At 64.1% G+C, this 23,357-nt stretch carries 24 protein-coding genes and 3 pseudogenes; 7 read left to right on the top strand and 20 right to left on the bottom strand.

What is annotated here, in order from left to right:
* Positions 1-227: 227 nt before the first annotated feature.
* Positions 228-533, top strand: a pseudogene (locus CJD35_RS18160) (LysR substrate-binding domain-containing protein); the annotation flags it as partial.
* A gap of 43 nt (positions 534-576) precedes the next feature.
* On the opposite strand, the gene CJD35_RS18155 reads toward CJD35_RS18160, so the two are convergent.
* From CJD35_RS18155 to CJD35_RS18115, 9 genes and pseudogenes are all read right to left on the bottom strand, one after another.
* A complete protein-coding gene (locus CJD35_RS18155; protein ID WP_244917331.1) occupies positions 577-2,763 on the bottom strand; it encodes a putative bifunctional diguanylate cyclase/phosphodiesterase in 2,187 nt (728 codons plus the stop codon).
* A gap of 76 nt (positions 2,764-2,839) precedes the next feature.
* Complete coding sequence (gene mnhG / locus CJD35_RS18150; RefSeq protein ID WP_174703670.1) at positions 2,840-3,244, bottom strand: monovalent cation/H(+) antiporter subunit G; 405 nt, start codon at positions 3,242-3,244, stop codon at positions 2,840-2,842.
* Positions 3,241-3,522, bottom strand: a complete 282-nt coding sequence (locus CJD35_RS18145) for a K+/H+ antiporter subunit F (RefSeq protein ID WP_036529339.1) — start codon at positions 3,520-3,522, stop codon at positions 3,241-3,243. The genes mnhG and CJD35_RS18145 overlap by 4 nt, the downstream gene beginning before the upstream one ends.
* Positions 3,519-4,004 (bottom strand): Na+/H+ antiporter subunit E, encoded by a 486-nt coding sequence (locus CJD35_RS18140; RefSeq protein WP_313326596.1) that lies wholly within the window; start codon positions 4,002-4,004, stop codon positions 3,519-3,521. The genes CJD35_RS18145 and CJD35_RS18140 overlap by 4 nt, the downstream gene beginning before the upstream one ends.
* Positions 4,001-5,621, bottom strand: a pseudogene (locus CJD35_RS18135) (monovalent cation/H+ antiporter subunit D). Before CJD35_RS18135 ends, CJD35_RS18140 begins: the two are co-directional and overlap by 4 nt.
* Entirely contained in the window at positions 5,618-5,959 is a 342-nt protein-coding gene (locus tag CJD35_RS18130; RefSeq protein WP_095687331.1) for a Na+/H+ antiporter subunit C, read from the bottom strand. The pseudogene CJD35_RS18135 and the gene CJD35_RS18130 overlap by 4 nt, the downstream one beginning before the upstream one ends.
* Positions 5,959-8,886, bottom strand: a complete 2,928-nt coding sequence (locus CJD35_RS18125) for a monovalent cation/H+ antiporter subunit A (RefSeq protein WP_095687330.1) — start codon at positions 8,884-8,886, stop codon at positions 5,959-5,961. Before CJD35_RS18125 ends, CJD35_RS18130 begins: the two co-directional genes overlap by 1 nt.
* 208 nt (positions 8,887-9,094) lie before the next feature.
* On the bottom strand, positions 9,095-9,616 hold the full coding sequence (locus CJD35_RS18120) for a universal stress protein (protein WP_095687329.1): 522 nt from the start codon (positions 9,614-9,616) through the stop codon (positions 9,095-9,097).
* Positions 9,594-9,980: a universal stress protein gene (locus CJD35_RS18115; protein WP_157742338.1), complete on the bottom strand. Its 387-nt coding sequence runs from the start codon at positions 9,978-9,980 to the stop codon at positions 9,594-9,596. Before CJD35_RS18115 ends, CJD35_RS18120 begins: the two co-directional genes overlap by 23 nt.
* A gap of 168 nt (positions 9,981-10,148) precedes the next feature.
* Here CJD35_RS18115 and CJD35_RS18110 point away from each other — a divergent pair, with 168 nt between their 5' ends.
* A complete protein-coding gene (locus tag CJD35_RS18110; RefSeq protein WP_095687327.1) occupies positions 10,149-10,583 on the top strand; it encodes a hypothetical protein in 435 nt (144 codons plus the stop codon).
* Positions 10,584-10,757: 174 nt separating this feature from the next.
* On the opposite strand, the gene CJD35_RS18105 is transcribed toward CJD35_RS18110, so the two are convergent.
* The 5 genes from CJD35_RS18105 to CJD35_RS18085 are packed head-to-tail and all read right to left on the bottom strand — an operon-like array spanning position 10,758 to position 13,020.
* The gene (locus CJD35_RS18105; protein WP_036529351.1) at positions 10,758-11,207 is read right to left on the bottom strand and encodes a globin domain-containing protein; all 450 of its coding nucleotides are present in this window, start codon (positions 11,205-11,207) and stop codon (positions 10,758-10,760) included.
* A 59-nt stretch (positions 11,208-11,266) separates the two neighbouring features.
* A complete protein-coding gene (locus CJD35_RS18100) occupies positions 11,267-11,560 on the bottom strand; it encodes a TehB family protein (RefSeq protein ID WP_095687326.1) in 294 nt (97 codons plus the stop codon).
* Positions 11,557-11,940: a group III truncated hemoglobin gene (locus CJD35_RS18095; RefSeq protein ID WP_095687325.1), complete on the bottom strand. Its 384-nt coding sequence runs from the start codon at positions 11,938-11,940 to the stop codon at positions 11,557-11,559. The genes CJD35_RS18100 and CJD35_RS18095 overlap by 4 nt, the downstream gene beginning before the upstream one ends.
* 1 nt (position 11,941) lies before the next feature.
* Positions 11,942-12,301 (bottom strand): response regulator, encoded by a 360-nt coding sequence (locus CJD35_RS18090; protein WP_036529359.1) that lies wholly within the window; start codon positions 12,299-12,301, stop codon positions 11,942-11,944.
* A gap of 29 nt (positions 12,302-12,330) precedes the next feature.
* A complete protein-coding gene (locus CJD35_RS18085) occupies positions 12,331-13,020 on the bottom strand; it encodes an alternative oxidase (protein WP_008831954.1) in 690 nt (229 codons plus the stop codon).
* 125 nt (positions 13,021-13,145) lie between these two features.
* On the opposite strand from CJD35_RS18085, the gene CJD35_RS18080 reads away from it, so the two are divergent.
* Together CJD35_RS18080 and fixJ are read left to right on the top strand one after the other, a co-directional pair.
* Positions 13,146-14,648, top strand: a complete 1,503-nt coding sequence (locus tag CJD35_RS18080) for a sensor histidine kinase (protein ID WP_095687324.1) — start codon at positions 13,146-13,148, stop codon at positions 14,646-14,648.
* Positions 14,638-15,249 (top strand): response regulator FixJ, encoded by a 612-nt coding sequence (fixJ, locus tag CJD35_RS18075; protein WP_095687323.1) that lies wholly within the window; start codon positions 14,638-14,640, stop codon positions 15,247-15,249. Before CJD35_RS18080 ends, fixJ begins: the two co-directional genes overlap by 11 nt.
* A gap of 110 nt (positions 15,250-15,359) precedes the next feature.
* Here fixJ and CJD35_RS18070 read toward each other — a convergent pair whose 3' ends face one another.
* A complete protein-coding gene (locus CJD35_RS18070; protein WP_095687322.1) occupies positions 15,360-16,160 on the bottom strand; it encodes an alpha/beta hydrolase in 801 nt (266 codons plus the stop codon).
* A 265-nt stretch (positions 16,161-16,425) separates the two neighbouring features.
* On the opposite strand from CJD35_RS18070, the gene CJD35_RS18065 reads away from it, so the two are divergent.
* Positions 16,426-17,277, top strand: a complete 852-nt coding sequence (locus CJD35_RS18065; protein WP_095687482.1) for a glucose 1-dehydrogenase — start codon at positions 16,426-16,428, stop codon at positions 17,275-17,277.
* Between the two features lie 88 nt (positions 17,278-17,365).
* Here the strand turns inward: CJD35_RS18065 and CJD35_RS18060 are convergent, their stop codons facing one another.
* From CJD35_RS18060 to ligD, 4 genes and pseudogenes are all read right to left on the bottom strand, one after another.
* Positions 17,366-18,481 carry a DNA topoisomerase IB gene (locus CJD35_RS18060; protein WP_095687321.1) on the bottom strand — a complete coding sequence of 372 codons (1,116 nt, stop codon included), beginning with the start codon at positions 18,479-18,481 and terminating at the stop codon, positions 17,366-17,368.
* 103 nt (positions 18,482-18,584) lie between these two features.
* Positions 18,585-19,071: pseudogene (locus tag CJD35_RS18055) on the bottom strand (cupin).
* Positions 19,071-19,880, bottom strand: coding sequence for an exodeoxyribonuclease III (gene xth, locus CJD35_RS18050; protein WP_095687320.1), 810 nt, complete (start codon positions 19,878-19,880; stop codon positions 19,071-19,073). The pseudogene CJD35_RS18055 and the gene xth overlap by 1 nt, the downstream one beginning before the upstream one ends.
* Positions 19,877-21,853, bottom strand: a complete 1,977-nt coding sequence (gene ligD / locus CJD35_RS18045) for a DNA ligase D (protein ID WP_095687319.1) — start codon at positions 21,851-21,853, stop codon at positions 19,877-19,879. Before ligD ends, xth begins: the two co-directional genes overlap by 4 nt.
* A gap of 48 nt (positions 21,854-21,901) precedes the next feature.
* Between ligD and CJD35_RS18040 the strand changes: the two genes are divergently transcribed.
* Complete coding sequence (locus CJD35_RS18040; protein ID WP_095687318.1) at positions 21,902-22,078, top strand: DUF3606 domain-containing protein; 177 nt, start codon at positions 21,902-21,904, stop codon at positions 22,076-22,078.
* A 135-nt stretch (positions 22,079-22,213) separates the two neighbouring features.
* On the opposite strand, the gene CJD35_RS18035 is transcribed toward CJD35_RS18040, so the two are convergent.
* Positions 22,214-22,648: a hypothetical protein gene (locus CJD35_RS18035; RefSeq protein ID WP_244917330.1), complete on the bottom strand. Its 435-nt coding sequence runs from the start codon at positions 22,646-22,648 to the stop codon at positions 22,214-22,216.
* A 378-nt stretch (positions 22,649-23,026) separates the two neighbouring features.
* Here CJD35_RS18035 and CJD35_RS18030 point away from each other — a divergent pair, with 378 nt between their 5' ends.
* On the top strand, positions 23,027-23,326 hold the full coding sequence (locus tag CJD35_RS18030) for a hypothetical protein (RefSeq protein WP_095687317.1): 300 nt from the start codon (positions 23,027-23,029) through the stop codon (positions 23,324-23,326).
* The last annotated feature ends 31 nt before the right edge of the window (positions 23,327-23,357 follow it).

The raw sequence follows: 23,357 nt of genomic DNA, 5'->3' as shown, positions 1-23,357 counted from the left end.
GACGATCTGCAGCACAAGGGGAATGAGTACCTCTACCCGATCTTGATGGGATAGCGGCTTTTTGAAGCCGCAGTCCCGAAAGTCTTCGCGTATTCATTCCGGTACACCGCCCAAGGCCTGATAAAGTCCGACCAGCGTCGTGAGTTCATCGGTCCTTACCTGCACCAGCGACAGCTCGACGCCCAGCAAGGCACGCTGTGCATCGACCTGCTCGATGTAGGGTGTGTCAATTAGCGACAGTCCCCCACTCCCCCCGGCTGGTTACCGACGACATGGCGGTGTTGCGGGAAGCGGCGATAGCGGGGGCGGGCGCGGTACAGCTACCGACGATTTTTATCTGGGACGACGTTAAGTCCGGACGGCTAACGCACATACTCCCGGACTGGAGACCACAGGCCGGCATAGTCCATGCGGTCTTTCCGTCGCGGCGCGGCCTTCTGCCATCGGTACGAGCGCTGGTCGACTTTCTCGCCCGGGAATGTGCAATTCAGCGCGCCCAGGCCAACAAGATCGTTCCACCCCTTACTGATTGATTTCGAGCGTGGTCGTTGACCGGCCGACCGCTTCCTCGCGCTCCTAAGCCCGCAAGGCCACAGCCTGGAAGGCGCTCGCGGCTTGGGGGCGCCCGAACAGCCAGCCCTGCAAGCGTCCGCAGCCCGCGAGGCGCGCAAGCTGCGCCTGTCCCGGTGTCTCGATCCCTTCGGCGCAGACTTCAAGACGATAGGCCTTCGCCAGGCCGACGATGGAGACCAGAACCTCTCGCATATCAGGCTCCGATTCCAGCGGAGCAAGGAACGACCTGTCGATCTTGAGCCGGTCGATCGTGAGTTGCTGGAGATAGGCGATGCTCGCAAACCCGGTACCAAAGTCGTCGAGCGCCATGCGGATACCGAGTGAGCGCAGCCGGTCGATCACAGCCGCCGCGACCTGGGGACGGCGCAGCAGCAGGCTTTCGGTGATTTCCAGCTCCAGCCGCTCGGGAGGAAACCTGGTCCGTTCCAGGACCTGCTGAACCTCGTCGTAAAGATTGCCATCCCAGAATTGCGCCGGCGACAGGTTAACGGCCAGATCAAGCCCGGTCTCGCGCATTTCCCGGCAGGCATGGAGAAGCACCTGGCGGCCGATCGCGTTGATCAGCCCGCTGATCTCGGCGATAGGAATGAACACGTCCGGCGGGACATCGCCATGGACGGGATGAGACCAGCGCGCCAGCGCCTCGACGGCGACGACCTCGCCCGACTGGGCATCGACGATCGGCTGATAGCGGACGTAGATCTCTTCGTTCTCGACCGCGCGCTTGAGATCCTGCTCGAGCCGCTGGCGCCTTTCATGGCCTTCGTCGAGCGAGGGGTGGTAGACCCGCGCGCAGTTCCTGCCCGCATCCTTGGCGGCATACATGGCAACGTCCGCCTTGCGAATGAACTCTTCCGCGCTATCGCAGGATGTGTCGCTCTCGAAATAGCCGATACTGGTCCCGATTGTGATGCTGTAGGCGCCAACCTTGAACGGCGTCGAGAACGCTTCGAGAATGGCCTCGCATGTCTCGGCCGCCACGCCAGGCGATGGCGATCCCAAGAGAACGGCAAACTCGTCGCCGCCCGCGCGCGCGATGAAGGCCTCCCCCGCCGCGGCCTTCAGGCGACCGGCGGCTTCCTTGAGCAGGAGATCGCCGGCACTATGGCCGTAGACATCATTGGCGTCCTTGAACCCGTCGAGATCGAGGAACAGCAGGGCCAGTCCTTGCCTTGCCGCGACAAGCTCGCCCAGCCGCTCCCCTAGCGCGCGGCGATTGGGCAGTTCGGTCAAGGTATCGTGATCCGACAGATGCCGGGCAAGAAGCTCGCTTGCGCGCAAAGCCTCGATCGACTGGCCGCCCCGGCGAAGAATTAGGCCGGCAGCCACAAAGGCGACGAAAGCCACCGCCAGGATCGCCGGCACCAGATGCTGCCTCAGCGATTCACCCGGGTGATGCGACCGCCATTCCAGCCAGGCGATCCGTTCGCCCGACCGGCCCTTGATGGCGATGGCGTCCATTCCCGCTGTCCGGTTTTCCAGCGTCATTCGTACATCGTGGACATTGAGTTCGCGCGTGAGGTCCGCCAAAAACGCCTCGTCGACGCGCCGGGCGATCACCAGAAGGCGGGTCGGCCCTGGGGGTGCGGCGATCTTACCCGTCAGAGGCACCACGGCGGCCGTGGCATAGACCATGATCTGCTGGCCCGAGCGCGTGAAGCCACTGACGATCGGGCTGCCCTCAGCCGGCAAGCGCCGCACTTCGGCGATCGAGCGGACGAAGTCGGCGCCAAGACGCAGGTGAGCGGTCTTCGCGGCGATCTTCCGGTCGTTAAAGCTGTAAAGGGTCCGATCGTCCGCGCCGAGCACGAAGATGTCGGAATATCCCTGGGTGCGGCCCAGATAGGCCACGACATTGTCATCCATCCAGGCCGCATCGAACCTCGAGCCGATGTGACGCACGGCATCGTCCCATTTGGCGTAATCCTGCAGATCGTGCTGCACCATCGCGGAAGCGGTGGCGAACACGCCCCCGAGCGCTTGCCGCTCCCGCTCGAGCTGCTGAGCATCCTGGGCACGAGTGCTCAGGAAAATGAGAAGGAAGATGAAACCGAAGCATACGCTGAGCAGCGACAGGAGCGGCCAAAGATACTGCCGTGGCACAGAAACGCGGAGAAGTCGGACAGCTACGGCCATGGACTCGCGATATCGCAACTTGGTTAAGGCTCTCCTGCCGATTGCCTCGGTCAAGATCGAACGGCCGGTTGACGAGCCTTCCAGACATCCGGCGCCCAGTGTTGCTGCTTCGCTGCAAAGCCGACCGATCTCAGTTTGGAGGAGGCGATCCCTGTGCATCCCGCGTGACAGCGGGCGAAGATGGCCCGTTGTGATCGTCGCCCGGCACGGACATGTCGCCTGCCAGCCGGTCACGATAGAGGGCGGCACGGGCCAGCAGCATGAGGGTCAGCGGCGTCGTCAAAGTCACGAACACCGCAATGAGGATCTCATGCACAACGGGCCTGGACTGCATCGCGGAAAAACAGGTGATGGACGCCATGAGGATGAAGGCCGTGCCCAGCGTCGGGCCGAGCGTCGGCGGATGGAGGCGCTCATAAAAGGTCTTCATCCGCACGAGGCCGACCGTGCCGATAAGCGTGACACTCGCGCCGAGCAGCAGGCAGATACCCACGATCAAGGCCGCCCAGGGCGGAAGGTCAGGCGCCTGGATCATTCGATCACCTCGCCGCGCATCAGAAATTTCGCCAATGCCACGGTTCCCGCAAAGCCCAGCAAGGCGATAATGAACGCGGCCTCGAAGAACAGGGTGCGTCCGGTCTGGATGCCGTATGTAAGCAAGAGCAGCATTGCGGCCAGATAAAGCGCGTCGAGGCCCAGCACCCGGTCCTGCGCGCGCGGTCCACGTAGAATCCGGAAGCTTGCGCAGGCCATGGCCAGGCCCAGAAGGATTTGGGCTGCAGTGATCGCCAGGCCCAGGAGGAGGTGGCTCAAACGAAAATCTCCTTCAGGAGGCGCTCATAGCGGCCCTTGATGAGCGCGATCCAGTCCGCCTCGTCCTTCAGGTCGAGGACATGGATGAGGACTGTCTGCCGATCGGGGTCATGCTGAAGCCAGATGGTGCCGGGCGTCGCCGTGATGATGACCGCCAGAGTGGTAAGCGCATAGGGATTACGCAGTTCGAGCGGCACTTCAATGAACCCCGACCGCCGCCGCCGCGAACCGAACAGAACGATGCGCGCGACCGCCAGATTGGAGCGCAGGATATCGAGCAGCACCAGGCCGACGAGGCGCGGCACCGCCCTCCCCCACCGGATCTGGGCCGACGCTGGCCCGAGAGGCCGCATCACCTGCGGCACGAGCAGCGCCGCCGCTGCAGCCAGAAGGCATTGCCCCGCAGAGACGCCGCTCAGAAGGATCCACAGGAGACAAACTGCCGCCGCCAGAAGCGGATAGGGGAAGAGACGCCCGATCATCGCGGCGCGCCCGCGTGAGATCCCATCACCGCCTCGATATAGGCACGTGGCGCACCCAGCCCCCCGGCGGTCGTCTCGACATAGCGGTAAATCGGACCCGCCGCGACCATGAGGGACAGGCAGATTGCCAGCAGCAGCCCGATCGGGACAACCTCGATCACGCTCAGGCGGGCTGGCGCATCCTCGCCCGGCGTCCAGAGAAGATCGATGCCGGCGCGGGTCATGGCGACCAGCGTCGCGAGACCCGAAAGGATGATCAGGCCGGCAAGCGTCCACGCGGAGGGGGAAATGGCGTCCTGGTCGAACAGGGTGGAAATGATCGCGAACTTGGCGATGAAACCGGAAAGAGGCGGCAGACCGGCAAGAAGGAGCGTGCAGAAGATGAAAGCGCCGCCCAGGACCGCGATCGTGCCCGGTATTATAATCCCGACCTCGTCCGTCTCCTCGCTGACCGCGCCCACATATTCGTCGTCGAATACGGGTTCGGCGATTCCCGCGATCAGATCCTCCTCGTCGGCATTGCGCTCCACCGGTTCGATGAGCAGGTAGAGCGCGCCCACCGCGAGCGTCGAGCTCACCAGATAGAAGAGCAGCGCCGCCACCAGCGCCTGACCGCCCAGCCCGATCGCCGCGATCAGCGTACCTGAAGACACCAGCACATAGTGACCCGCGACCCGGGTCAACTGGCGGGTCGCCAGAATGCCCAAAGTTCCGAACAGCATCGTCGCGAAGCCCAGGAGAACCAGCGCATGATCGGCAAAGCCACCGCCGCGCCCGACCCTTCGCCGAATAGTAAAGAGCTGAGCCGCAGGATGATGTAGACCCCGACCTTGGTCATGATCGCGAAAACCGCAGCGACAGGCGGCGCCGCCGCCGCATAGGTGCGCGGCAGCCAGAAGTTGAGCGGCCAGATGCCCGACTTGACGAGAAAGGCAACGCCCAGCACCGCGGCGCCCGCCTCGAGCAGCATGAGATCCCCGCGCGCGACCTGCGGGGTCTTCACCGCGATGTCGGCCATGTTGAGCGATCCTGTCACTGAGTAGATCATCGCGACCCCGACCAGGAACAGCAGCGATGTCGCGATATTGATCGTGATATAGTGAAGGCTCGCCCGCGTGCGCTCCTCCCCCGAGCCATGCAAGATCAAGCCATAGGACGCGGCCAGCAGCACCTCGAAGAATACGAAGAGATTGAAGATGTCGCCGGTCAGGAAGGCGCCGTTGATCCCAGCCAGCAGCAGCAGAAACAGCGCATGGAAACGCGGACCCGAGCGGTCCCACCGCGCCAGCGCATAGACCAGCGCCGTCACTCCCAAGAGATCGGTCAGGAGGACCATCAGGGCCGAAAGGCGGTCCGCCACCAGAACGATGCCAAAGGGCGCCGGCCAGTCGGCAAGACGGTAGACCTGCGGCCCCCCGGTGCCGCCCCCACTTGTCCATCGCAGCTCAGCACCAGCAGCCCCGCGACGGCGACCATGGTGACAGCCGTCACGAGGCTGATCGCCCGCTTGAGCCTGCGTCGCCGCTCGGCCACCGCCAGCAGCAGCGCGCTGGCCACGATCGGCAGGACGACGAGCAGGACGGGCAGATGCTGGAGCCAGAGGGGGGCCGCGCTCATGGCTCTTCATCCTCGCCGTCGACGTGGTCGGTTCCGGTCAGGCCGCGCGCGGCAAGCAACACCACCAGGAGCAGCGCCGTCGTGGCGAACGAAATGACGATAGCCGTCAGCACCAGGGCCTGGGGCACGGGATCGACATAAAGCGCCGGATCGACGGCCTTGCCGTCCAGGATCGGCGGTGCGTCGGTTCGCAGCCGACCTGCGGCCAGGATGAAGAGATTGACCGCATAGGAGAGGAGCGACAGTCCGAGCACCACCTGGAACGTGCGCGGGCGAAACAGCAGCCACAGGCCGCTGGCGACGAGGATGCCGATCGCAAGGGCCAGCACCGCCTCCATCAACTCTCACCCTCGGCAGGATCCTCGGGCGAAGACCCGGCCGCTGGACGCGACCGAGGCGCGCGGATCGATTGATGGGCAAGCGCGATCAGGATCAGCGCCGTTGTCCCCACCACCACCATGAACACGCCAATGTCGAACAGCAGCGCGCTCGCCACCGGCACCGCGCCTGTCAGCGGCACCTCGAAATACTGAAAATAGGTGGTGAGGAATGGCGCGCCGGACAGGAGCGCTCCGGCGCCGGTCGCTACCGCACAGACCAGGCCCGCGCTGATCCAGACCAGCGGCTGCACATTGAGCCGCGCTTCCACCCAGCGCGTGCCACCCGCCATATAAAGGATGATGAGTGCGATGGAAGCGGTCACCCCCGCCGCGAAGCCGCCGCCCGGCCAGTCGTGGCCGCGCATCAGGAGATAGAGCGCGAACGTGACGATTATCGGAAACAGCCATTCCATGAGGACCCGAGGGACCATGAGATAGTGGCGCGCCGTGTCGCCTCGCTCCCGCTCCGCGCCCGCGTCGTCGAAGGCATTCTGGACCTTCTGCTGGTCGGGCGCTTCGACGCTTTCCGCAGCGGGTCGGAAGCGGCGCAGCAGCGAGAAAATGGTCACAGCAACGATCGACAGCACCGTGATCTCGCCCAGGGTGTCGAAACTGCGGAAATCGACAAGGATGACGTTGACCACATTCTTGCCGCCGCCGCCGGGATAGGCCTGCTCCAGGAAAAAGCGTCCGACGCCTTCGGGCGGCGCGCGCGTCATCGTCGCATAGGATAGCGCCGCCATGCCGACGCCCCCTATGCCTGCCAACAGCAGGTCGCCGCCGCGGCGCAGACGAACGGCGAGCGGTGTCTGCGCGCCCGGCCAGACGTCCGGACGGCGCAGCGGAAGCCAACGCAGCCCAAGCAGGAGAAGGACCAGGGTCACGGTCTCGACCAGCAGCTGTGTGAGTCCAAGATCCGGCGCCGAGAGCCAGATGAAGCTGACGCAGGTCATGAGCCCGGCGACGCCGACCATGACGAGGGCCGCCAGACGATGGAACTTCGCGCGGTTGGCCGCGCCGATCGCAGCGGCTCCGCCGATCAGCCAGAGCAGAGCGAATATGGGATTCAGAAGCGTGCGCGGCGCGGTCCCGGCGCTATAGCCCAGGAGGAAGACCGGCAAGGCGCCGGCACAGAGCGCGGTCACGATGAGGAGGCGCAGTTGCACCTGCAGCCGGCCCGAGCTGATCGCCCCATAGGCGGACCGCGCACCCTGAATAAGACCGGTCAGCGTCCGCTCGAACAGGCGGTGTCCTTTCAGATGGCCGATGACAGGGGAGGCTTCGACACTGTTGAGCCGCCGTCCGAAGACCCGGTAGAGCAGGAGGCCGCCGGCCAGTGCGATCCCGCTCATAAGCAGGGGCAAGGTGAAGCCATGCCAGACGGCAAGGTCATAAGCCGGCGTGCGCGCGCCCAGCACGGCGCGAGCGGCGTCACCGAGCAGCGGGCCAATCGTCGCGGCAGGCGCGACGCCCACGACCAGGCAAAGCAGCACAAGCACCTCGATTGGCAGCCGCATCCAGTGGGGCGCCTCGCCAGGCTGGTGCGGCAGGTCGCTGGGCGGCGGGCCAAAGAAGGTCTGGTGGATGAAGCGCACCGAATAAAGCACGCTGAACATGCTGGCGAGCGTCGCCAGCACCGGCAGCGCCTTGTCGAGCAAGGTGCCGCTATGCGCCCCGAGCGCCTCGGCCAGGAACATCTCCTTCGACAGGAAGCCGTTGAGCAGCGGCACGCCGGCCATCGCCGCCGCCGCCACCATTGCCAGCGTCGCGGTGACCGGCATGCAGCGAAAGAGGCCGCTCAGCCGCCGCAGATCGCGTGTGCCCGTTTCATGGTCGATGATCCCTGCCGCCATGAACAGCGACGCCTTGAAGGTCGCGTGGTTCACGGTGTGGAAGATCGCCGCCACAGCCGCGAGCGGACTGCCGAGCCCCAGAAGCAGCGTGATGAGCCCGAGATGGCTGATGGTCGAATAGGCGAGCAGGCCCTTGAGATCATGCTGGAAGATCGCGGCCCAGGCCCCGACCAGCAATGTGGCAAGGCCTGTGGTCGCGACGATCAGATACCAGGCCTGCGTGCCGGCCAGCACCGGCCAGAGCAGGATGAGTATGAAGATGCCGGCCTTCACCATCGTCGCGGAATGGAGATAGGCCGAGACCGGGGTGGGCGCCGCCATCGCATGTGGCAGCCAGAAGTGGAACGGGACCTGCGCGCTTTTCGTAAAGGCGCCGATCAGCACCAGCACGAGCGCGGGAAGATAAAGGGGATGGGCGCGGATTAATCCGCCCGAGGAGAGGACGACCTCAAGATCATAGCTGCCGGCGATGTGCCCGATAAGCAGAAAGCCCAGGAGCAGGCAGACGCCGCCCGTGGCCGTCACTATAAGCGCCATGCGCGCACCGTCGCGCGCGCTCTGGTTGTGATGCCAATAGCCGATGAGGAGAAAGGAAAAGAGGCTGGTGAGCTCCCAGAAGAATATGGTCTGGATGAGATTGCCCGACAACACGATGCCCAGCATTGAGCCCATGAAGGCCATCAGAAAGCTGAAGAAGCGCGGCACCGGATCGTCCGGCGACATGTAATAGCGCGCATAGAGAACGACCAAGGCTCCGATCGCGAGAACCAGCAGCGCGAACAGCCAGGTAAAGCCGTCCAGACGCAGGACCAGATCGAGCCCGAGGGACGGCAGCCAGGGCTGGTCGATGCGCACCACGTCCCCTTGCGATACGGCCGGATAGAAGCTGAGGAGCGCCCCGATCGCCAGCAGGGTGACGACCCCTGCCAAGCTCGAAGCCAGATTGCGGGTCACCGAGGGTAGAAAGGCTGCGGCCAGGCTCGCGAGAAACGGCAAGGCGAGCACCAGGTAGAGAAGGTGCGGCTTGATCACGAGACCAACCCCTCCCCTTCCCGCAAGGCGCGACCCTGGTGCCGCCGATGTCGGATCATGACCTGTCCCGGGCGCCAGGCGCGCTTGGTTGATATCAAAACCGATTGCACCCCCTCATATCCCCTGCAGCGGCCTGAACGGTCTTTCCTCCTGTGAAACACGGCGGCGCGCGACTGGCTCCCCGCCGAATATGGACTCGGCCCTTTTCTCACGCGTCCGCAGAATGGCGCACGATCAGAAGGTCGCCCTCGAGCGCTTCGACCAGACGCTTGGCCGTGCTGCCGATCAGCGCGTCGAACAGGGCGCCATGTCCGTGGCTGCCGACGACCGTGAGATCGACGCGCTGGTCCTCTACATAGTCGGGGAGAAGGGCCTCGGGCGCGCCGTAATCGGCCACCACCGAAACCTTGCCGCCCAGACGGGCGTCGAGGCGGTCATCGGCGCGAACCTTCGCCATCATGTCCTCTTGCATCGTCAGAAGCGCGCGCCCGTCCTGCCGCGCGTCGGCGAGCGCGGCACTGGGGACGTCATAGGCATGAAATAGCGTAAATGCCGCTTGGGGAAACAGGTCCCAGGCAGTCTGCAGTCCCGCAATCGACGCATCGGAAAAGTCCGTCGCCACGACGATCTCGCGATAAGGCCGGAAGGCGCGGTCGTGAACGACCAGGATCGGCTGCTCGACCTCGCGAGCCACGCGGTTGACGGTGCTACCGAACAGGATCCGGCCCATCGATCGCGCTCGCCGCCCCTGTCACAATGAGATCGCAGGCTTCGCTGCGTGCATGGGCAACCAACTGTTCAGCCGGATCGCCCTGGGCCGCGATGACCCTGATCCCTTCGAACGCCTCGGCAAGGTCGCGCTGCAACCGCCAGCGCATCCGTTCGGCGGGGTCAGGCACGCGCCGCCAGGACCGCTCTCGCCGATCGAACATCGAGTCGGACTGGTCGGCCGCGTCCATGACATGAACCGCCACCAGTTCGGCCTGGCTCTCCCTCGCCAACTGGACGGCGCGGTCGAGGGCGCGATCGCATCGCGGGGTAAGATCCGTCGCCACGAGGATCTTCCTGATCGTGGCTGCAACAGGCTCGGCCACACGACGCTCCTTTCGGTTCGCCCCCCAAGCTGCTGAAGCTAGAACATTTCGCCTTTTACATCCACCTACGTCCGCCTGAATGGGTGCGTTGCCGGCCCGCGGATCAGGGAACCGTAAGGCCCCAAGCGCCTTCTATGGCGATGGCAGTTTGAAATCCGGAGAAGACTAATGAATCGCGCCTTGTTCGCTCTGGCCTGCTCGGCTGTCCTTATCACAGGTTGCAACAGGGCCGATTCCCCCAGTGATATCGCCGAGGACAAGGTCGAACGCGACGCCGAAGCGGCGGCGGCCGCCGCCGGCCCGACTCCGGCCGCGCTCGGTCTCACCGAGGTCCAATTGCTGGAAGCGGACCTAGTCGGCGGCAACGGCGTGGAACTCGGAGACGTGAAGTCGCTCGTGCGCGGCGCGGACGGCTCGGTGTCACAGCTTCTGATCGAGATCGAGGACAGCCATCCTGACAAGTTCGTCCACGTTCCCGTGGCCGGATTGCAGGTCGTTCGCAAGGGCAATGACACCGACCTTTCGACGACGATGACAAAGGAACAATTGAACGCCCTGCCCGCAGTCGACCTCACGAAAACGCAAGGCGCTTCCGGAACCTGACACGAGCGGGCCTTAAGGTCCCTGGTGGCCCCATAGGGAGATGCTTGCCCTATTGGCTGGTATGATCCGGATCACCAGCAGGAGTCCGACAGCGGCGGCCAGGGCCCGCGATATCGCAACGTGGTAAGGCTCTCCTGCCGGTCACCTCGGGATAGGCCGTGTCAAAGCTATCGATCAGGCGGCGCTGGCCTCTTCATAAGCCTGCGTTTCGGCAGCGATGAGAATGTCGGCAAGCATCCAGTAGGCTTCGCCCCAGGCAGCCAGCACGTCGTCCGTGGCGACTTCGGCGCCCAGAACTTCACGGATCGCCGGAAGTAGAGCGGCCGCGACATGGGGATAGTGCTCGGGCCTGACGCCGGTCTCGACGTGCCGGGCGACCATGCGCTGCACGGCGCTCCCAAGGTTCTGGAGCTTATCGATATTCCTTGCGTAGGCCAGGATCGCGCCGGCGAGCCGGCGCGGCTGCTCCCCGCTTTCCTGCGCCGCCCGATCAAACATGGCGGCGATCTCGGGATCCTGCAGCAGCCGGGCATACATGGCCGTGGTGATCTCAACGCCGTGCTTCTCAAGAGCGGGGGCCGTGGCCTTGACGATCTCCATGGCGGCGGGTGAGGCTGTACGCATCAGGGAACTCCTTGATAAACTACCGAGGTTGGGAACGAGGGGACGTGCCGGTCAGGCGATCAATCCATCCTTAGAAATTCGACGTGGAAGCGGACCGGCCCCACCGGCGCCACATGGTGCAGGATGGTCGGTTCGACCACGCCCGGCTCGCCGGCCGCGGTGAGGATCCGCTCCGAAGGCGGCCGACGCTCGTCCGTCACCACATAGCGAAGCGCGCCGTTTTCTACCCGGATGAGGCCCCAGGTGCCCTCCTTGGTCGAATGGTCGCCCAGCAGGCCTGCCGGGATGGTGGTTTCGGTAAAGGTCGCGGTGCGCTTGTAGGACTTGGCGTTCGCTGGGATCGCGACAGTCATGCGGCGCTCCGTTCGCGATAAAACTGCATCCCTAGCTGAAGGCTTTGGGCGATACGGTCCGCCTTTTCCTGGAACGCCCTGGCGACGGCCGGCGCGAGAAGTTCGTCCGTGGTCTCTCGCCAGATCGCGAGCCAGCGGGCAAAGGCCTCATTACTCAACGCCCTTTCGTGACGGATATGGGCGGGCATCGGCTGGCCTTTGTAGCGCCCGCTTGCCAGCATCACCGACGACCAGAAATCCTTCAGCTTCGCCAGATGATGGGGCCAGTCGTCGATGGCACTCTCGAAGATCGGCCCGAGCAACCCATCCGCCCGGACGCGGGCATAGAAGGCAGGCACGAGCAGGTCGATGACGGTTTCGTCGATAGAGCAAGCAGACATGTCAGGCGGCCTTGGAGGAAGCGATGATGGTCAGGAGGGCATCAGTGAGCTCGTTGCCGAGCAGCGGCTTTTCGATCAGGACTGCTCCGAGCGGCTTCATCCGTCGCCGGAGTTCCCGCGAGGGATTGGTCGCCAGCAGGATTGCCGGTACGACAACGCCCTTGTCCCGCAGATCCTGCAGAAAGCCGATCCCATCGGCGCGATATCGCTGGTCGATGACGAGGCATTCGGCCGTCGCGGGGTCCGCATCCGGCACATTGCCATCCGCGGGCAGGAACCCCTCGAGGCTCAGGGCGAACTGCAGGGAGGACAGGACGGGCTGATCGCTTTCGAACAGCAGGACCGGGCGATCCAAGACCATGTCATGTCCTTCCGCAGTCAGGCCGAGGCTCAGGCGGCCTTCTTCCAGTTGGGGACGAGCTCGGCGTGGGGCGGGCACTGCGCGACGGCTCCAACCGGCAACCCGCCCAGTTCATTGGCGAAGCCGTGGTTGACGTCGCGGTGGTGCGCCTCGTCGGCGCGGACGACCAGCACCACGTCGCGCAAGGTGGCCTCCTCGGGCAGCCCCCAGTACCGCTTGGCAATCTCGGGCGCCGGCACATTGGCGCTGCGGCCCTCGTCGATTTCCGCGAGATAGTGCGTGTAGCTGATCACCGCCTCTTCCTCGAAATAGCCGACGACGCGGTGGGCCGTCTTGGCGCTCAAGAGATAGAGAGCAAAGAAGAACACATAGAACACCCATTGCACGCCGATGATCACGGCCCGCTCGAACCAGGTCGGCTTGGAAATCTCGATGAAGGTCATGAGGTGCATGCGCTCATTCTCGGCCTCGTCCATGAGCGTCTTGATCCAGCCCTTGTCGTCACACATGCGGCGCAGGCAGGCGAGGTGGTTGATCGTCGCACCGACCATGCCGGGCACCGCGGCGACGGTCTCGAGCACGACGGCCCGGTGACCGTAGCGCTGGGCGAAAAAGGTGTCCGCGCACCAGCGCAGGACCTTGGTGAAGCCGAGCGCGACCTTGTCGGAGAGTCCGCTGGCCTTATGGTGAACGCCCAGATCGATGAACGGTGCAGTCATTGTCGTGTCTCCAATGGCGACGCGATTGACGGGGCGCCGCTGATGGGCCGTAAGTAGACGGGGAAAGGAAGGACGAAAATTTGGATGATGTCCCTACCGCAGCGCCCCTAAGGGACTTACCGGAGGTGGCTCGCAGCGATGGTGCAAGCCGGCTCCTGCCGCGGCTCGCCCTGCCCGCTGCCCTGGGCGTCGCGCTGCTCGCGATCGCCGGCGGCCTCGCGGTGCGGCTGCTGTTTGCCGATCAGCTCGGCGCACGCGCGACCTTCATCTTCTTCGTCCCGGGCGTGGTCGCCGCCAGCGCCCTGTCAGGCCTTCGCGTCGGCGCGATGGCTTCGCTGGCCGGCGCAGCCGCCGGCCTGTGGTGCGACCACCTGACAGGCCCGATCGAGGAAGGCAGCGTGATTGCCGCGGTGGCCTTCGTGGCGATCGGGCTCGCCATCGCGCTAGGGGGCGAGTGGTTTCAGCGAGCCCGACTTGCTTCGGACGAGGCCGCTGCCGGCCTCGCCAGCCGAGAAGCCCATCTGCGCTCGATCCTCGACACCGTCCCCGACGCCATGGTGGTGATCGATGCTGCGGGACTCATTCGCGACTTCAGCCCCGCGGCGGAACGGATGTTCGGCTGGAAGGCGCAGGACATCGCGGGCCGCAACGTGCGGCTCCTGATGCCCGAGCCCTACCGCGCAGCCCATGATGGCTATCTGGATCGCTACTACCAGACGGGAGAGCGCCGCATCATCGGCAAGGGCCGCGTCGTCGTAGGCGAACGTCGCGACGGATCGACCTTTCCGCTCGAACTCGCCGTCGGCGAAGTGCAGGCCAACGGGCAGCGGTTCTTCACCGGCTTCGTCCGCGATCTCACCGAGCGCCAGCATGCCGAGGCGAGGCTGCAGGAACTGCAGAGCGAACTCGTTCACGTCTCGCGGCTGACCGCCCTGGGTGAAATGGCCTCGGCCCTCGCCCATGAACTGAACCAGCCCCTCTCCGCCATCGCCAACTATCTCAAGGGCAGCAAGATGCTGCTCGAACGCGATGAGGGTCGCAACGACCGGGTTATTGATGCGGTCGGCCGCGCCGCCGCCGAGGCGCTGCGAGCCGGGGAAATCATCCGCCGGCTGCGCGATTTCGTCGCGCGCGGCGAAACCGAACGAGCGGTCGAAAGCCTGCCGAAGCTTGTCGAGGAGGCGAGCGCGCTGGCGCTCGTCGGCGCCAAGGAGCATGGGATACGCGTCCAGCATGACTTCAGCCCAGAGATCGATCTCGTGCTCGCGGACAAGGTGCAAATCCAGCAGGTGGTGCTCAACCTCGTTCGCAATGCCATCGACGCCATGGCCGGGAATGGGTCGGGGCCACGTGCGTTGACCATCGCCATCGCGCCGGCCGACGCCGACATGGCGCGGGTGACGGTCGCCGATACCGGCCCGGGCATCGCGGCCGATGTGGCCGACCGGCTGTTTCAACCATTCATCACCACGAAACGCACCGGCATGGGTGTAGGCCTGTCGATCTCGCGCACGATCGTCGAGGCCCATGGCGGGCGCATCTGGGCAGAATCTCATGAAGGGGGCGGGGCCGTGTTCGGCTTCACGCTGCCCAAGGAGGACAAGGAAGGGCCAGGCGATGGCGAGTGACCCAATCGTTTATGTGATCGATGACGACGATAGCGTCCGGCATTCACTGGAATTTCTCCTCGATGTAGCCGGGATACGGGTGCGCTCCTATGCTTCGGCAGACGCTTTTCTCAAATCATCGCCGCCCCTCGCAGGCGCCTGCCTCGTGACCGACGTGCGCATGCCGGGGATGACCGGCATCGAGCTGGCCGAAAAGCTGCAGCACGGAGGCGCAGGAGTCCCTGTCATCGTCGTGACCGGCCACGCCGACGTCCCGCTGGCGATCCAGGCCATGAAAGCCGGCGTGGCGGACTTCATCGAAAAGCCTTTCGATGACGAGGTCATGCTGAGCGCGATCCGCAACGCGCTGGCTCGCACCGCGGGAGATGCCGCCTCCGCCGCGGAAAGGCAGGCCATCCTCGACCGCATCGCCACGCTCAGCCCGCGCGAGCGCGAGGTCATGGACGGCCTCGTCGCGGGCCAGGCTAACAAGGCGATCGCCTATGACCTGGAGATCAGCGCGAGGACGGTCGAGGTCTACCGCGCCAATGTCATGATGAAAATGCAGGCAAAGACCTTGTCCGACCTCGTCCGGATGGTCACGATCGCGCGGCTATCCTGAGAGGCACCAAGGGGCGTCCTTGATAATCGGCGGAAGGGCTCGCCCGGCCCTCCGCAACCGTCGGACAATGCAAGGGCCGATCTCAACCAGACAGCCCCTCACCCGGCAAATCACATCGGTTCAATACTGCGGGCGCCAGATCCGGCACGGACGCCGTTGCGCTCGATGAACTGGAGCGCCGTCTGCGCGACCTCTTCCCAGCCGAGCTCGTTGCAGATGAAGTGGCTCCGGCCAGGAAAGGACACGAACTCCGCAACGCTCCCCTCATCCTTATAGGCGCTGTGGTTCTTCTCGGTCAGATGCGCCGGGATGATCTCGTCCTCCTCACCGCCGATCATCAGCAAGGGCGCGTGCGGCGCGTCGAGATCGATCCGGCCATCCTCGCCCATACAGTCGCGCAGGATATTGCGGCTGTCATGCGTTGCTGTCGCTTCGAACGCGCGCGCTGCCTCCTCTTCGCTCAAACTGTTGGCGAAAGCGCCGTGGAATGTCTTGGCATCCATGTAGATCGGTTCGTCACCCTTCAGCGGATTGGCGATAATCGCGCTGTTCTTGAGAAAGCCCCAGTCAAAGTCGACCATGGCGTTGGGCGCGACGGAATCGATCGCCACCCCGGCCGAGAGCAATCCCCGGCTCAACAGGATCTGGGTAATGAGACCGCCCACCGAATGGCCGATCATCACCGGGCGGTCGAGGCCACGCACCGTAGCCTCGATAGATGCGATGACATCCTTGAGGCGAAGTTCGCCCAAACCCGGCGGCGGATTGTCGCGCAGCGAGCGCGGATCACCTTCATGCAGCGGCCAGGCCGGGGCGTGGCAATTGTACCCCTTGTCGCTGAACATACGGATCCAGTTCTCCCAGCTCTTGGGGTTCTGGAACATGCCGTGGACGAAGACGATGTCGGTCATGCGATAATCTCCTGCTGATCTGCCTTCCCGACACGCGTCCGGGCAGGATGGGTTCCTCGCCTGTTTGAAGGCACGGGACGAGAACGCGCGACTATGAACGGCGTTGCCCGGGATGATTTCTCGCGATGACTGCTCCTCGCCGCGTCGGCGTGCCGGTGGCTTCCTCCATCCTGTGCCGGCGCCTGGGTTCCTAATGTTTCGCTTCGTCGCCAAGGCGAAGAACCGATCCGCGGTGGGCGAGTTCTCTTGTGAGAAGGAGATGTCCATGAGCGATACCCAGGGGATGATTCACGAAGATGCGCTTCCGGGTCGCGAGAGCGGTCTCGATCCGCGGCCAGAGTGGCAACCGCGCTACAAGGGTTCCGATCGCCTCGCTGGCAAGGTCGCGATCATAACCGGTGCTGACAGCGGGATCGGGCGGGCGGTGGCGGCTCTCTATGCCCGGGAGGGCGCCGACATCGCGATCGCTTATCTGTGCGAAGATGACGACGCCGCCGAGACGAAGCGCATCGTCGAGGCCGAAGGCCGCCAGGCGATCACCATTCGGGGTGATATCGGAGAAAAGGAAACTTCGGAGCGGATCGTCGCCGAGACGCTCAGCGCGTTCGGCAAAATCGACATCCTGGTCAACAATGCCGGCGAGCAGCATCCCGACAAGGACATCACCGACATTACCGAGGAACAGCTACGGCGCACGTTCCAGACCAACATCTTCGGGATGTTTTTCCTCGTCCAGGCGGCGCGGCCGCATTTCAAGGAGGGCGCGGCCATCATCAACTGCACCTCGGTCACCATGTACCAGGGTTCAAAGGAGCTGCTCGACTACAGTTCAACCAAGGGCGCCATCACCGCCTTCACCCGCTCGCTGTCCGAGAACCTCGTCAGTGACCGCATTCGCGTCAATGCGGTGGCACCGGGACCGATCTGGACCCCGCTCAACCCTTGCGGAGGCGCCAGCCCGGAGAAGCTCGAGCATTTTGGCGAAAACACCCCGATGGGCCGGCCCGGACAGCCCAATGAGGTCGCTCCGGCCTTCCTGTTCCTAGCCTGCGAGGACTCCAGCTACATGTCGGGCCAAGTCCTCCATCCCAATGGCGGCACGATCGTGAACGGCTGAAGCAACCGACGCTGAGCATCTGTGCGAGGGACCTTCAGGGCTTACGGAAAGATCGAGACGGGCCATCGCCCTGCCATTCATCATATGGCTACAGGGCCGGAACCTTTGCCTTTTCGGCGAGCCGCCGCTGGAGGAAGGCCAGCACGACCGCTTCTTCCGGACGGAGGCGGGACAGGTCTTCCCGCAGCTCTTTCTCGACGGCGTCCCGTGTCTCCAGGACCAATTCGTCGCTCAGGTAGCTTTCGAACACTTCGGGATGAATGTAGCACTTGCGGCACACGGTGGGCGTATTGCCCAGCCGCGAAGCGACGGCTTCGATTGCGGTCCGGACATTCCGTTTCGCCGCAGCCTGGCTGTCGACCTTTTCATATTCGGAAAGCGCCAGGGCGGCGAGCACCGTGCCATTCCAGGTGCGGAAATCCTTGGCGGTGATGTCCGTCCCGGAGATCTCCCGAAGATAAGCGTTGATATCGTTCGAGGTGACTTCGTACTGCGCGCCGTCTTCGCCCACATATTGGAACAGATGCTGTCCGGGCAGATCCTGGCTGGCCTTGACGATCTTCGCGATGCGCCGATCCTTCAGCTTCAGCCGCCACTGCTTTCCGCTCTTGCCCTTGAAATTGAATCGGAGCTCAGCGCCCTCGATCGCGACATGGCGGTCCTGGAGGGTCGTGAGGCCATAACTCTTGTTCTGCTTGGCATAATCCGCGTTGCCGATGCGGATCATCGTGGTCTCGAGCAGATGCACGACGGCGGCCAGGACCTTCTCACGCGGTAGCCCGCGCTTCTTGAGATCGGCATCGATGCGCTCGCGCACGCCAGGAAGGGCCTTTGCGAAGTCCAGCATGTGCTCGTACTTGGTGCTGTCGCGTACCTCGCGGAAACGCGGGTGGTAACGATACTGCTTGCGGCCCTTTGCGTCACGGCCGGTCGCCTGGATGTGCCCGTTTGCCTTGGGGCAGATCCAGACATCGGTATAGGCCGGGGGGATGGCGAGCGAAGCAATTCGCTTCAGAGTTTTTTTGTCCGTCACGACGTTGCCCCGGGCATCGCGATATCGAAACTTGCCGCGGTAGGGCTGGCGGACGATTCCCGGGCTGTCGTCGGTTACGTAGACGAGACTCGCATTTTCCGCGGCTTCCTGCGCATCGACGATCGTTCCTGCCTCGCCGGTGTCAGCCGGCCCATCCTCTTGTGTTTTCATAACCGCTGAAGCGTCCAGCACGGGTTCGCGTTCCCCACCCAGGCCGGACTCTGGTTCGCACTGTCCAAGAGCAAGACTCGATCCTCCTATGCGCCTGTCATGATCAGGCGCCAGTCCTTGCCCCCGTCTCGCCGGTAACGGGGTCATGCTTCGGATCGGGAAGCGCCTCCATCCGCGCGCGTGCCGCATCGTCGGGCGCTTCGCGGCAGATGTCCCAGCCCTGTCCCCGCGGATAGGCGCCGACAACCTCGAAATCCTGGCTCGCATGAATCGCGCGGTGGCCGGTACCGGTCGGCAGCATGAGCGCATCGCCGGCTGCGACGGACACCTCGTGCCCGTCTGGCCCGCCAAGCTCGAGGCTCGCCTTCCCTGCGAACACAACCTCGTGCGCGGTCGAATGAATAGTGGTGATAGTCGAATATGCCGTCGCGCCAATCCGGTGGCCAACCATGGTCCTCGAACAAGGCCTCGAACCGGCCGGCCAGGTCTTCGCCCTCGCCGTCCAGCGCGGCGCGATAGATGACAACCGGCAACCGCGCATTGTTCGGCACCCAGTCATTCTCGCCGAGCAGGAAGCTTTCGATCTCCATCACATTTTCGCCTTGGGGACTCGCTTGCGCTTTGGCTTGTCGGCCAGTTCGATCCAGACCGGGGCATGGTCGCTGGTCTTTTCCCAGCCCCGCACATGGCGATCGACCTGAGCATCGAGCAGTCGGTCGGCAAGCGCGGGGCTGAGCAGCAGGTGATCGATGCGCAGGCCCGCATTGCGGCCATAGGCGTTCCGGAAATAGTCCCAGAAGGTGTAGATGACCTCGCCCGGGCGCAGCGTGCGCAGCGCGTCGGTCCAGCCCTGATCCAGCAGCCGGAAATAGGCCGCCCTTATTTCGGGTGCAAACAGCGCGTCGTCGAGCCAGCGCTCCGGCTTGTAGACGTCGAGATCGGTCGGCATGACATTGAAGTCGCCCGCCAGCATCACCGGCAGTCCGCTCTCCAGCAACCCAGCCGCGTGCTCGACCAGCCGGTCGAACCAGCGCAGCTTGTAGTCGAATTTGGGGCCGGGCCGCGGATTGCCGTTGGGCAAATAAAGCCCGCCGATCAGGATGCCGTTGACCGCCGCCTCGATATAGCGGCTCTGGCTCGGGTCGGGGTCGCCCGGAAGCCCCCGCCGCGTCTCGTGGATTTCGCCGACGCGGCTGAGCAGCGCAACGCCGTTCCACGACTTCTGGCCGTGCCAGATGACATCAAAGCCAAGATCGCGGATCGCACTTTCCGGAAACTTCTCCTGCGGCGCCTTCAATTCCTGGAGCACGACCACATCAGGCTGCGCTTCCTCAAGCCAGCGCAGCAGCACCGGCAGCCGGCCATTGACGCCGTTCACATTATAGGTGGCGATCTTCACAGGTCAGGCAGGGTCTGGTCGGCGCGGCCCCAACCGCTGAGCGCCTTGGAGCCGGCCCGCTTCACCAGTTCGGTGCCATCCCGAATGGTCCAGTGCGAGGGCTTGTCGATCGTCTCCATTTCCTTCCATGTGATGGGTACGGCGACCGGCGCGCTTTCGCGCGCGCGGACCCCATAGGGCATGACCGCCGTCGCACCGCGCTGGTTGCGAAGATAGTCGACAAAGATGCGGCCCTTGCGCTGCGCTTTCGGCAGGGCGGCCGTGAAATGCTCAGGGTCGCTCTGGGCAACCGCCTGGGCCAGCCGATGCGCAAAATCTTTCACCTCCGGCCACTCCGCTTGCGGGACCAGTGGCGCGATCACATGGACGCCCTTGCCGCCGGTCACCATCGGGAAGGTCTCAAGCCCGATCGACTGCAGGATCTCGCGAAAGTGGAAGGCGGCGCTGCGCACATTCTCGAAATCCAGACCCTCGTCGGGGTCAAGATCGAAGACCAGCCTGTCGGCCTTCTCGACATCCTCGATCCTGGCGCCCCAGCCATGGAACTCGATCGTGCCCATCTGTACGCAGGTGAGCAGGCCGTCCGCGGTATCGACATAGAGATAGGGCTCGTCATGCCCGTCCTTCTCGCGAATGGCGACATGCCGGACAGCGTCGCCAAAACTGCCCGCGTCATGCTTCTGGAAGAAGCATTTCTTGGCCCGGCCTTGCGGGCAGCGCACGAGGCTGATCGGCCGAGACCCGATCCAGGGCAGCATGATCGGAGCGGCCTGCGAATAATAGTCGGCCAGTTGACCCTTGGTAAGCTTCCCCTCGGGAAAAATGACACGGTCGCGGTTGGTGATCTTGATCGACGACGTCTCGGCCGCCACCGCCCCAACCGGCGCCTCGGTCTCGACGACCACAGCCTCGGGCTTCTTGTCTTCGCGTAGGCCCAGAAAGGACGGATGCCGGAGGGTCCCTTCGTTTGTCATTTCGGTAAACGCGATTTCTGCGACCAGCTTGGGCCGCAGCCAGTGCGCGCCGCGCACCTCTGCGCGCGGCGCCTTGACGGCCGGCGCTTCCTGCTCGAGCGGCGCCATCACCGCCATCAGGTCGATAATCTCCTGGGTATCGAAGCCGGTGCCGACCTTGCCGGCATAGCGCAGGACGCCGTCCTCGTGGACACCCAGGATCAGCGATCGGAATAACCGCGACTTGTCCGAAGGGGTCCAGCCGACCACGACGAACTCCTGCCGCTTGATGCATTTGGTCTTCAGCCAGCCGCCCGATCGCGAGCCGACATAGCGGCCGTCGGCCCGCTTCGAGATGACCCCTTCAAGGCCCGCCGCGCAGAACTGGTTGAGCAACTTCTCGCCATTGCCGGCAATGTGATCCGAATAGCGCAACCGCGACTTGCCCTTGGGCAGGATCTTCGCGAGCTTCGCCTTGCGCTCGGTGAGCGGCAGCTGGGTTAGATCCTCGCCGTCGAGCTCCAGCAGGTCGAACGCGAAATAATCGATCGAAGCCGGCGGCCCTTTGAGCGCGTTTTGCAAAGCCTGGAAACTCGAGCGGCCGTCGGCATCGAGCACGACCGCCTCGCCGTCGATGAGCGCGGAGGAGACCTTCAGCTTCAGGGCGTCGACAACCAGTCCGCTAAACTTCTCCGACCAGTCGAGTCCCGAGCGGGTATAGGCAACGGCCTCGCCCCCGCCGACGCTCAGCAGCACACGGTAGCCGTCATACTTCATCTCGTGCAGCCAGCGGTTGCCGGTGGGAACGGTGTCGACCAGCGTTGCGAGTTGCATAGGGCGGAAAGGCGGCGCGCGGCCGGTTGAAGCCGCTTTCCCTGGCGCTGAGCTCACGCGCGCCATGATGGAGGGCCGTTGTTCTTCATGGAGACCAAAGTGCGTGAGCGGCGGACTCGTTCCAGCGCGCCGCGGACTCGGCTCGCCGAGCGACGCCCCGCGTCTCACCGATCGCGGCAACCGCATCGTCCCCCCGGCGTTGCGGACCTAGGCCACCGACGAAGGAGATGAGCAATGGCAGACGACAAGGACGCTCGCGGGCCCCAGGACCGGGCGCGTATCTCGCTCGGAGAGGATTATGAGGTCGATTACTGGACCGGCAAGTTTGGTGTCAGCAAGGAAACGCTGGAAGCGGCCGTGAAGGCCGTCGGAAACGGCGCGGACGCTGTCGAGCAGCACCTGAAGGGCTGAGGCCGACCGGGCTCGTTTAGAATATGTCGCTCCGCGGTCGCGCTGCCCAGCGGACGGCGTGTAACTCGCATTTCATCAGATGTGGACCCGACGCGACCCACGCGCCGGGCCCCCTGCTACCTATGAACTCTGGGTCTAATTGGCCGCGAAATGCTTGGCTGAGCTGATATCGTTCGCCAACCGAGGTTCATCCTCTCGCGCAACTTCCGCAAGATGAGCTTTCACCTCATCACTGCGACGCGCAATTAATGACGCAACCTGCGCCCTATTCTCCGAGCATTTGCCAAAATGGCTGCCCCGGATCATTCGATCGGCATCCAGGCGATGGCTCAAAGATGCGCCCTTGGTACCTGCCACATCGCGAACGACGGCCACCCGGGCGGTCCAGAGGCAGCGTTCCGTGGTGGGTCGGGTTCCCGCGGACATGCCGATCTGCCGGGTAGATACCTTGGTATCGGCCCGATAGGTCACATCCAGGGATCTCCCTTGATGATCCACGCTGGTCCGATGAACCTGATCAGTAAAGGGCGCAACGGAAGCGGTTGCCAGGGCAAGCAAAGACAAGATCACAACATACTCCTCTTTCCAAACAATGGATCGAGCTCAGGGAGTATGATTGAGACGGCCCCTGAGTTCGATACGTCCGACATCACGAGACATTCTCGCCAGAGGGGCCCGGTACGCATCCCAAAGCTAGGCCTCAGATCGAGTTTATCAATGGGCCCGTCACGGTTTCGATTGGGGGACACACTTTCTTACAGAACTTCGTCGTCAATGCCTGACCTGTGATCGGCAGCGCTCGCAGCCAATCCGGGCGCTCGGTCGTCGAGGAAGTCGTTGCCGGTTCCAGCCAACGAAATGCCGCTCGGCGGATTGCGCAATTGCTAAGGACCCACGCGGTCCCTACGGAAGGGGCGCCGCGAAATTACTGTCTGTCAGGATCATCGGATGCCGCTTCGCCGCGCCCATTATCTCGTCCTGGCAATGGTGCTCGCCACAGTCGTGGCATTCTGGCCGACCTACTTCGCTGTTTTGCGGACCGCGCGGACAGAACTTTATCTTCATGGAGTAACGGCCACCGCCTGGATGTTGCTGCTGGCGCTCCAGAGCTGGACCATTCATCATCAGCGACGCGGCGCGCACCGGATTTTCGGGATCGTGAGTTTGTTTCTGTTTCCGCTTTTTCTCGCGGGGAGCGTCGCTGTCCTTTTGAGCATGGCGCGCAACACGCCGTCAGACCCTTTCTAGGCCCAGTCGGCCCGAAGCTGCGATTTTGGCC

This window comes from Sphingobium xenophagum, assembly GCF_002288285.1.
GTDB lineage: Bacteria > Pseudomonadota > Alphaproteobacteria > Sphingomonadales > Sphingomonadaceae > Sphingobium > Sphingobium xenophagum.
The sequence above is the reverse complement of the archived record's forward strand: the minus strand, read 5'-3'. Positions and strand labels throughout refer to the sequence as shown.

Bases quoted from the DNA above. Each gene is read 5' to 3' on its own strand.
- mnhG (WP_174703670.1), bottom strand. From the start codon at position 3,244: ATGATCCAGGCGCCTGACCTTCCGCCCTGGGCGGCCTTGATCGTGGGT.
- CJD35_RS18060 (WP_095687321.1), bottom strand. From the start codon at position 18,481: ATGAAAACACAAGAGGATGGGCCGGCTGACACCGGCGAGGCAGGAACG.
- CJD35_RS18065 (WP_095687482.1), top strand. From the start codon at position 16,426: ATGAGCGATACCCAGGGGATGATTCACGAAGATGCGCTTCCGGGTCGC.
- CJD35_RS18040 (WP_095687318.1), top strand. From the start codon at position 21,902: ATGGCAGACGACAAGGACGCTCGCGGGCCCCAGGACCGGGCGCGTATC.
- CJD35_RS18090 (WP_036529359.1), bottom strand. From the start codon at position 12,301: ATGGTCTTGGATCGCCCGGTCCTGCTGTTCGAAAGCGATCAGCCCGTC.
- CJD35_RS18130 (WP_095687331.1), bottom strand. From the start codon at position 5,959: ATGGAGGCGGTGCTGGCCCTTGCGATCGGCATCCTCGTCGCCAGCGGC.
- CJD35_RS18095 (WP_095687325.1), bottom strand. From the start codon at position 11,940: ATGTCTGCTTGCTCTATCGACGAAACCGTCATCGACCTGCTCGTGCCT.
- CJD35_RS18085 (WP_008831954.1), bottom strand. From the start codon at position 13,020: ATGACTGCACCGTTCATCGATCTGGGCGTTCACCATAAGGCCAGCGGA.
- fixJ (WP_095687323.1), top strand. From the start codon at position 14,638: ATGGCGAGTGACCCAATCGTTTATGTGATCGATGACGACGATAGCGTC.
- CJD35_RS18120 (WP_095687329.1), bottom strand. From the start codon at position 9,616: ATGGGCCGGATCCTGTTCGGTAGCACCGTCAACCGCGTGGCTCGCGAG.
- CJD35_RS18110 (WP_095687327.1), top strand. From the start codon at position 10,149: ATGAATCGCGCCTTGTTCGCTCTGGCCTGCTCGGCTGTCCTTATCACA.
- CJD35_RS18100 (WP_095687326.1), bottom strand. From the start codon at position 11,560: ATGACTGTCGCGATCCCAGCGAACGCCAAGTCCTACAAGCGCACCGCG.
- CJD35_RS18140 (WP_313326596.1), bottom strand. From the start codon at position 4,004: ATGATCGGGCGTCTCTTCCCCTATCCGCTTCTGGCGGCGGCAGTTTGT.
- CJD35_RS18070 (WP_095687322.1), bottom strand. From the start codon at position 16,160: ATGACCGACATCGTCTTCGTCCACGGCATGTTCCAGAACCCCAAGAGC.
- CJD35_RS18105 (WP_036529351.1), bottom strand. From the start codon at position 11,207: ATGCGTACAGCCTCACCCGCCGCCATGGAGATCGTCAAGGCCACGGCC.
- CJD35_RS18030 (WP_095687317.1), top strand. From the start codon at position 23,027: ATGCCGCTTCGCCGCGCCCATTATCTCGTCCTGGCAATGGTGCTCGCC.
- ligD (WP_095687319.1), bottom strand. From the start codon at position 21,853: ATGCGGTTGCCGCGATCGGTGAGACGCGGGGCGTCGCTCGGCGAGCCG.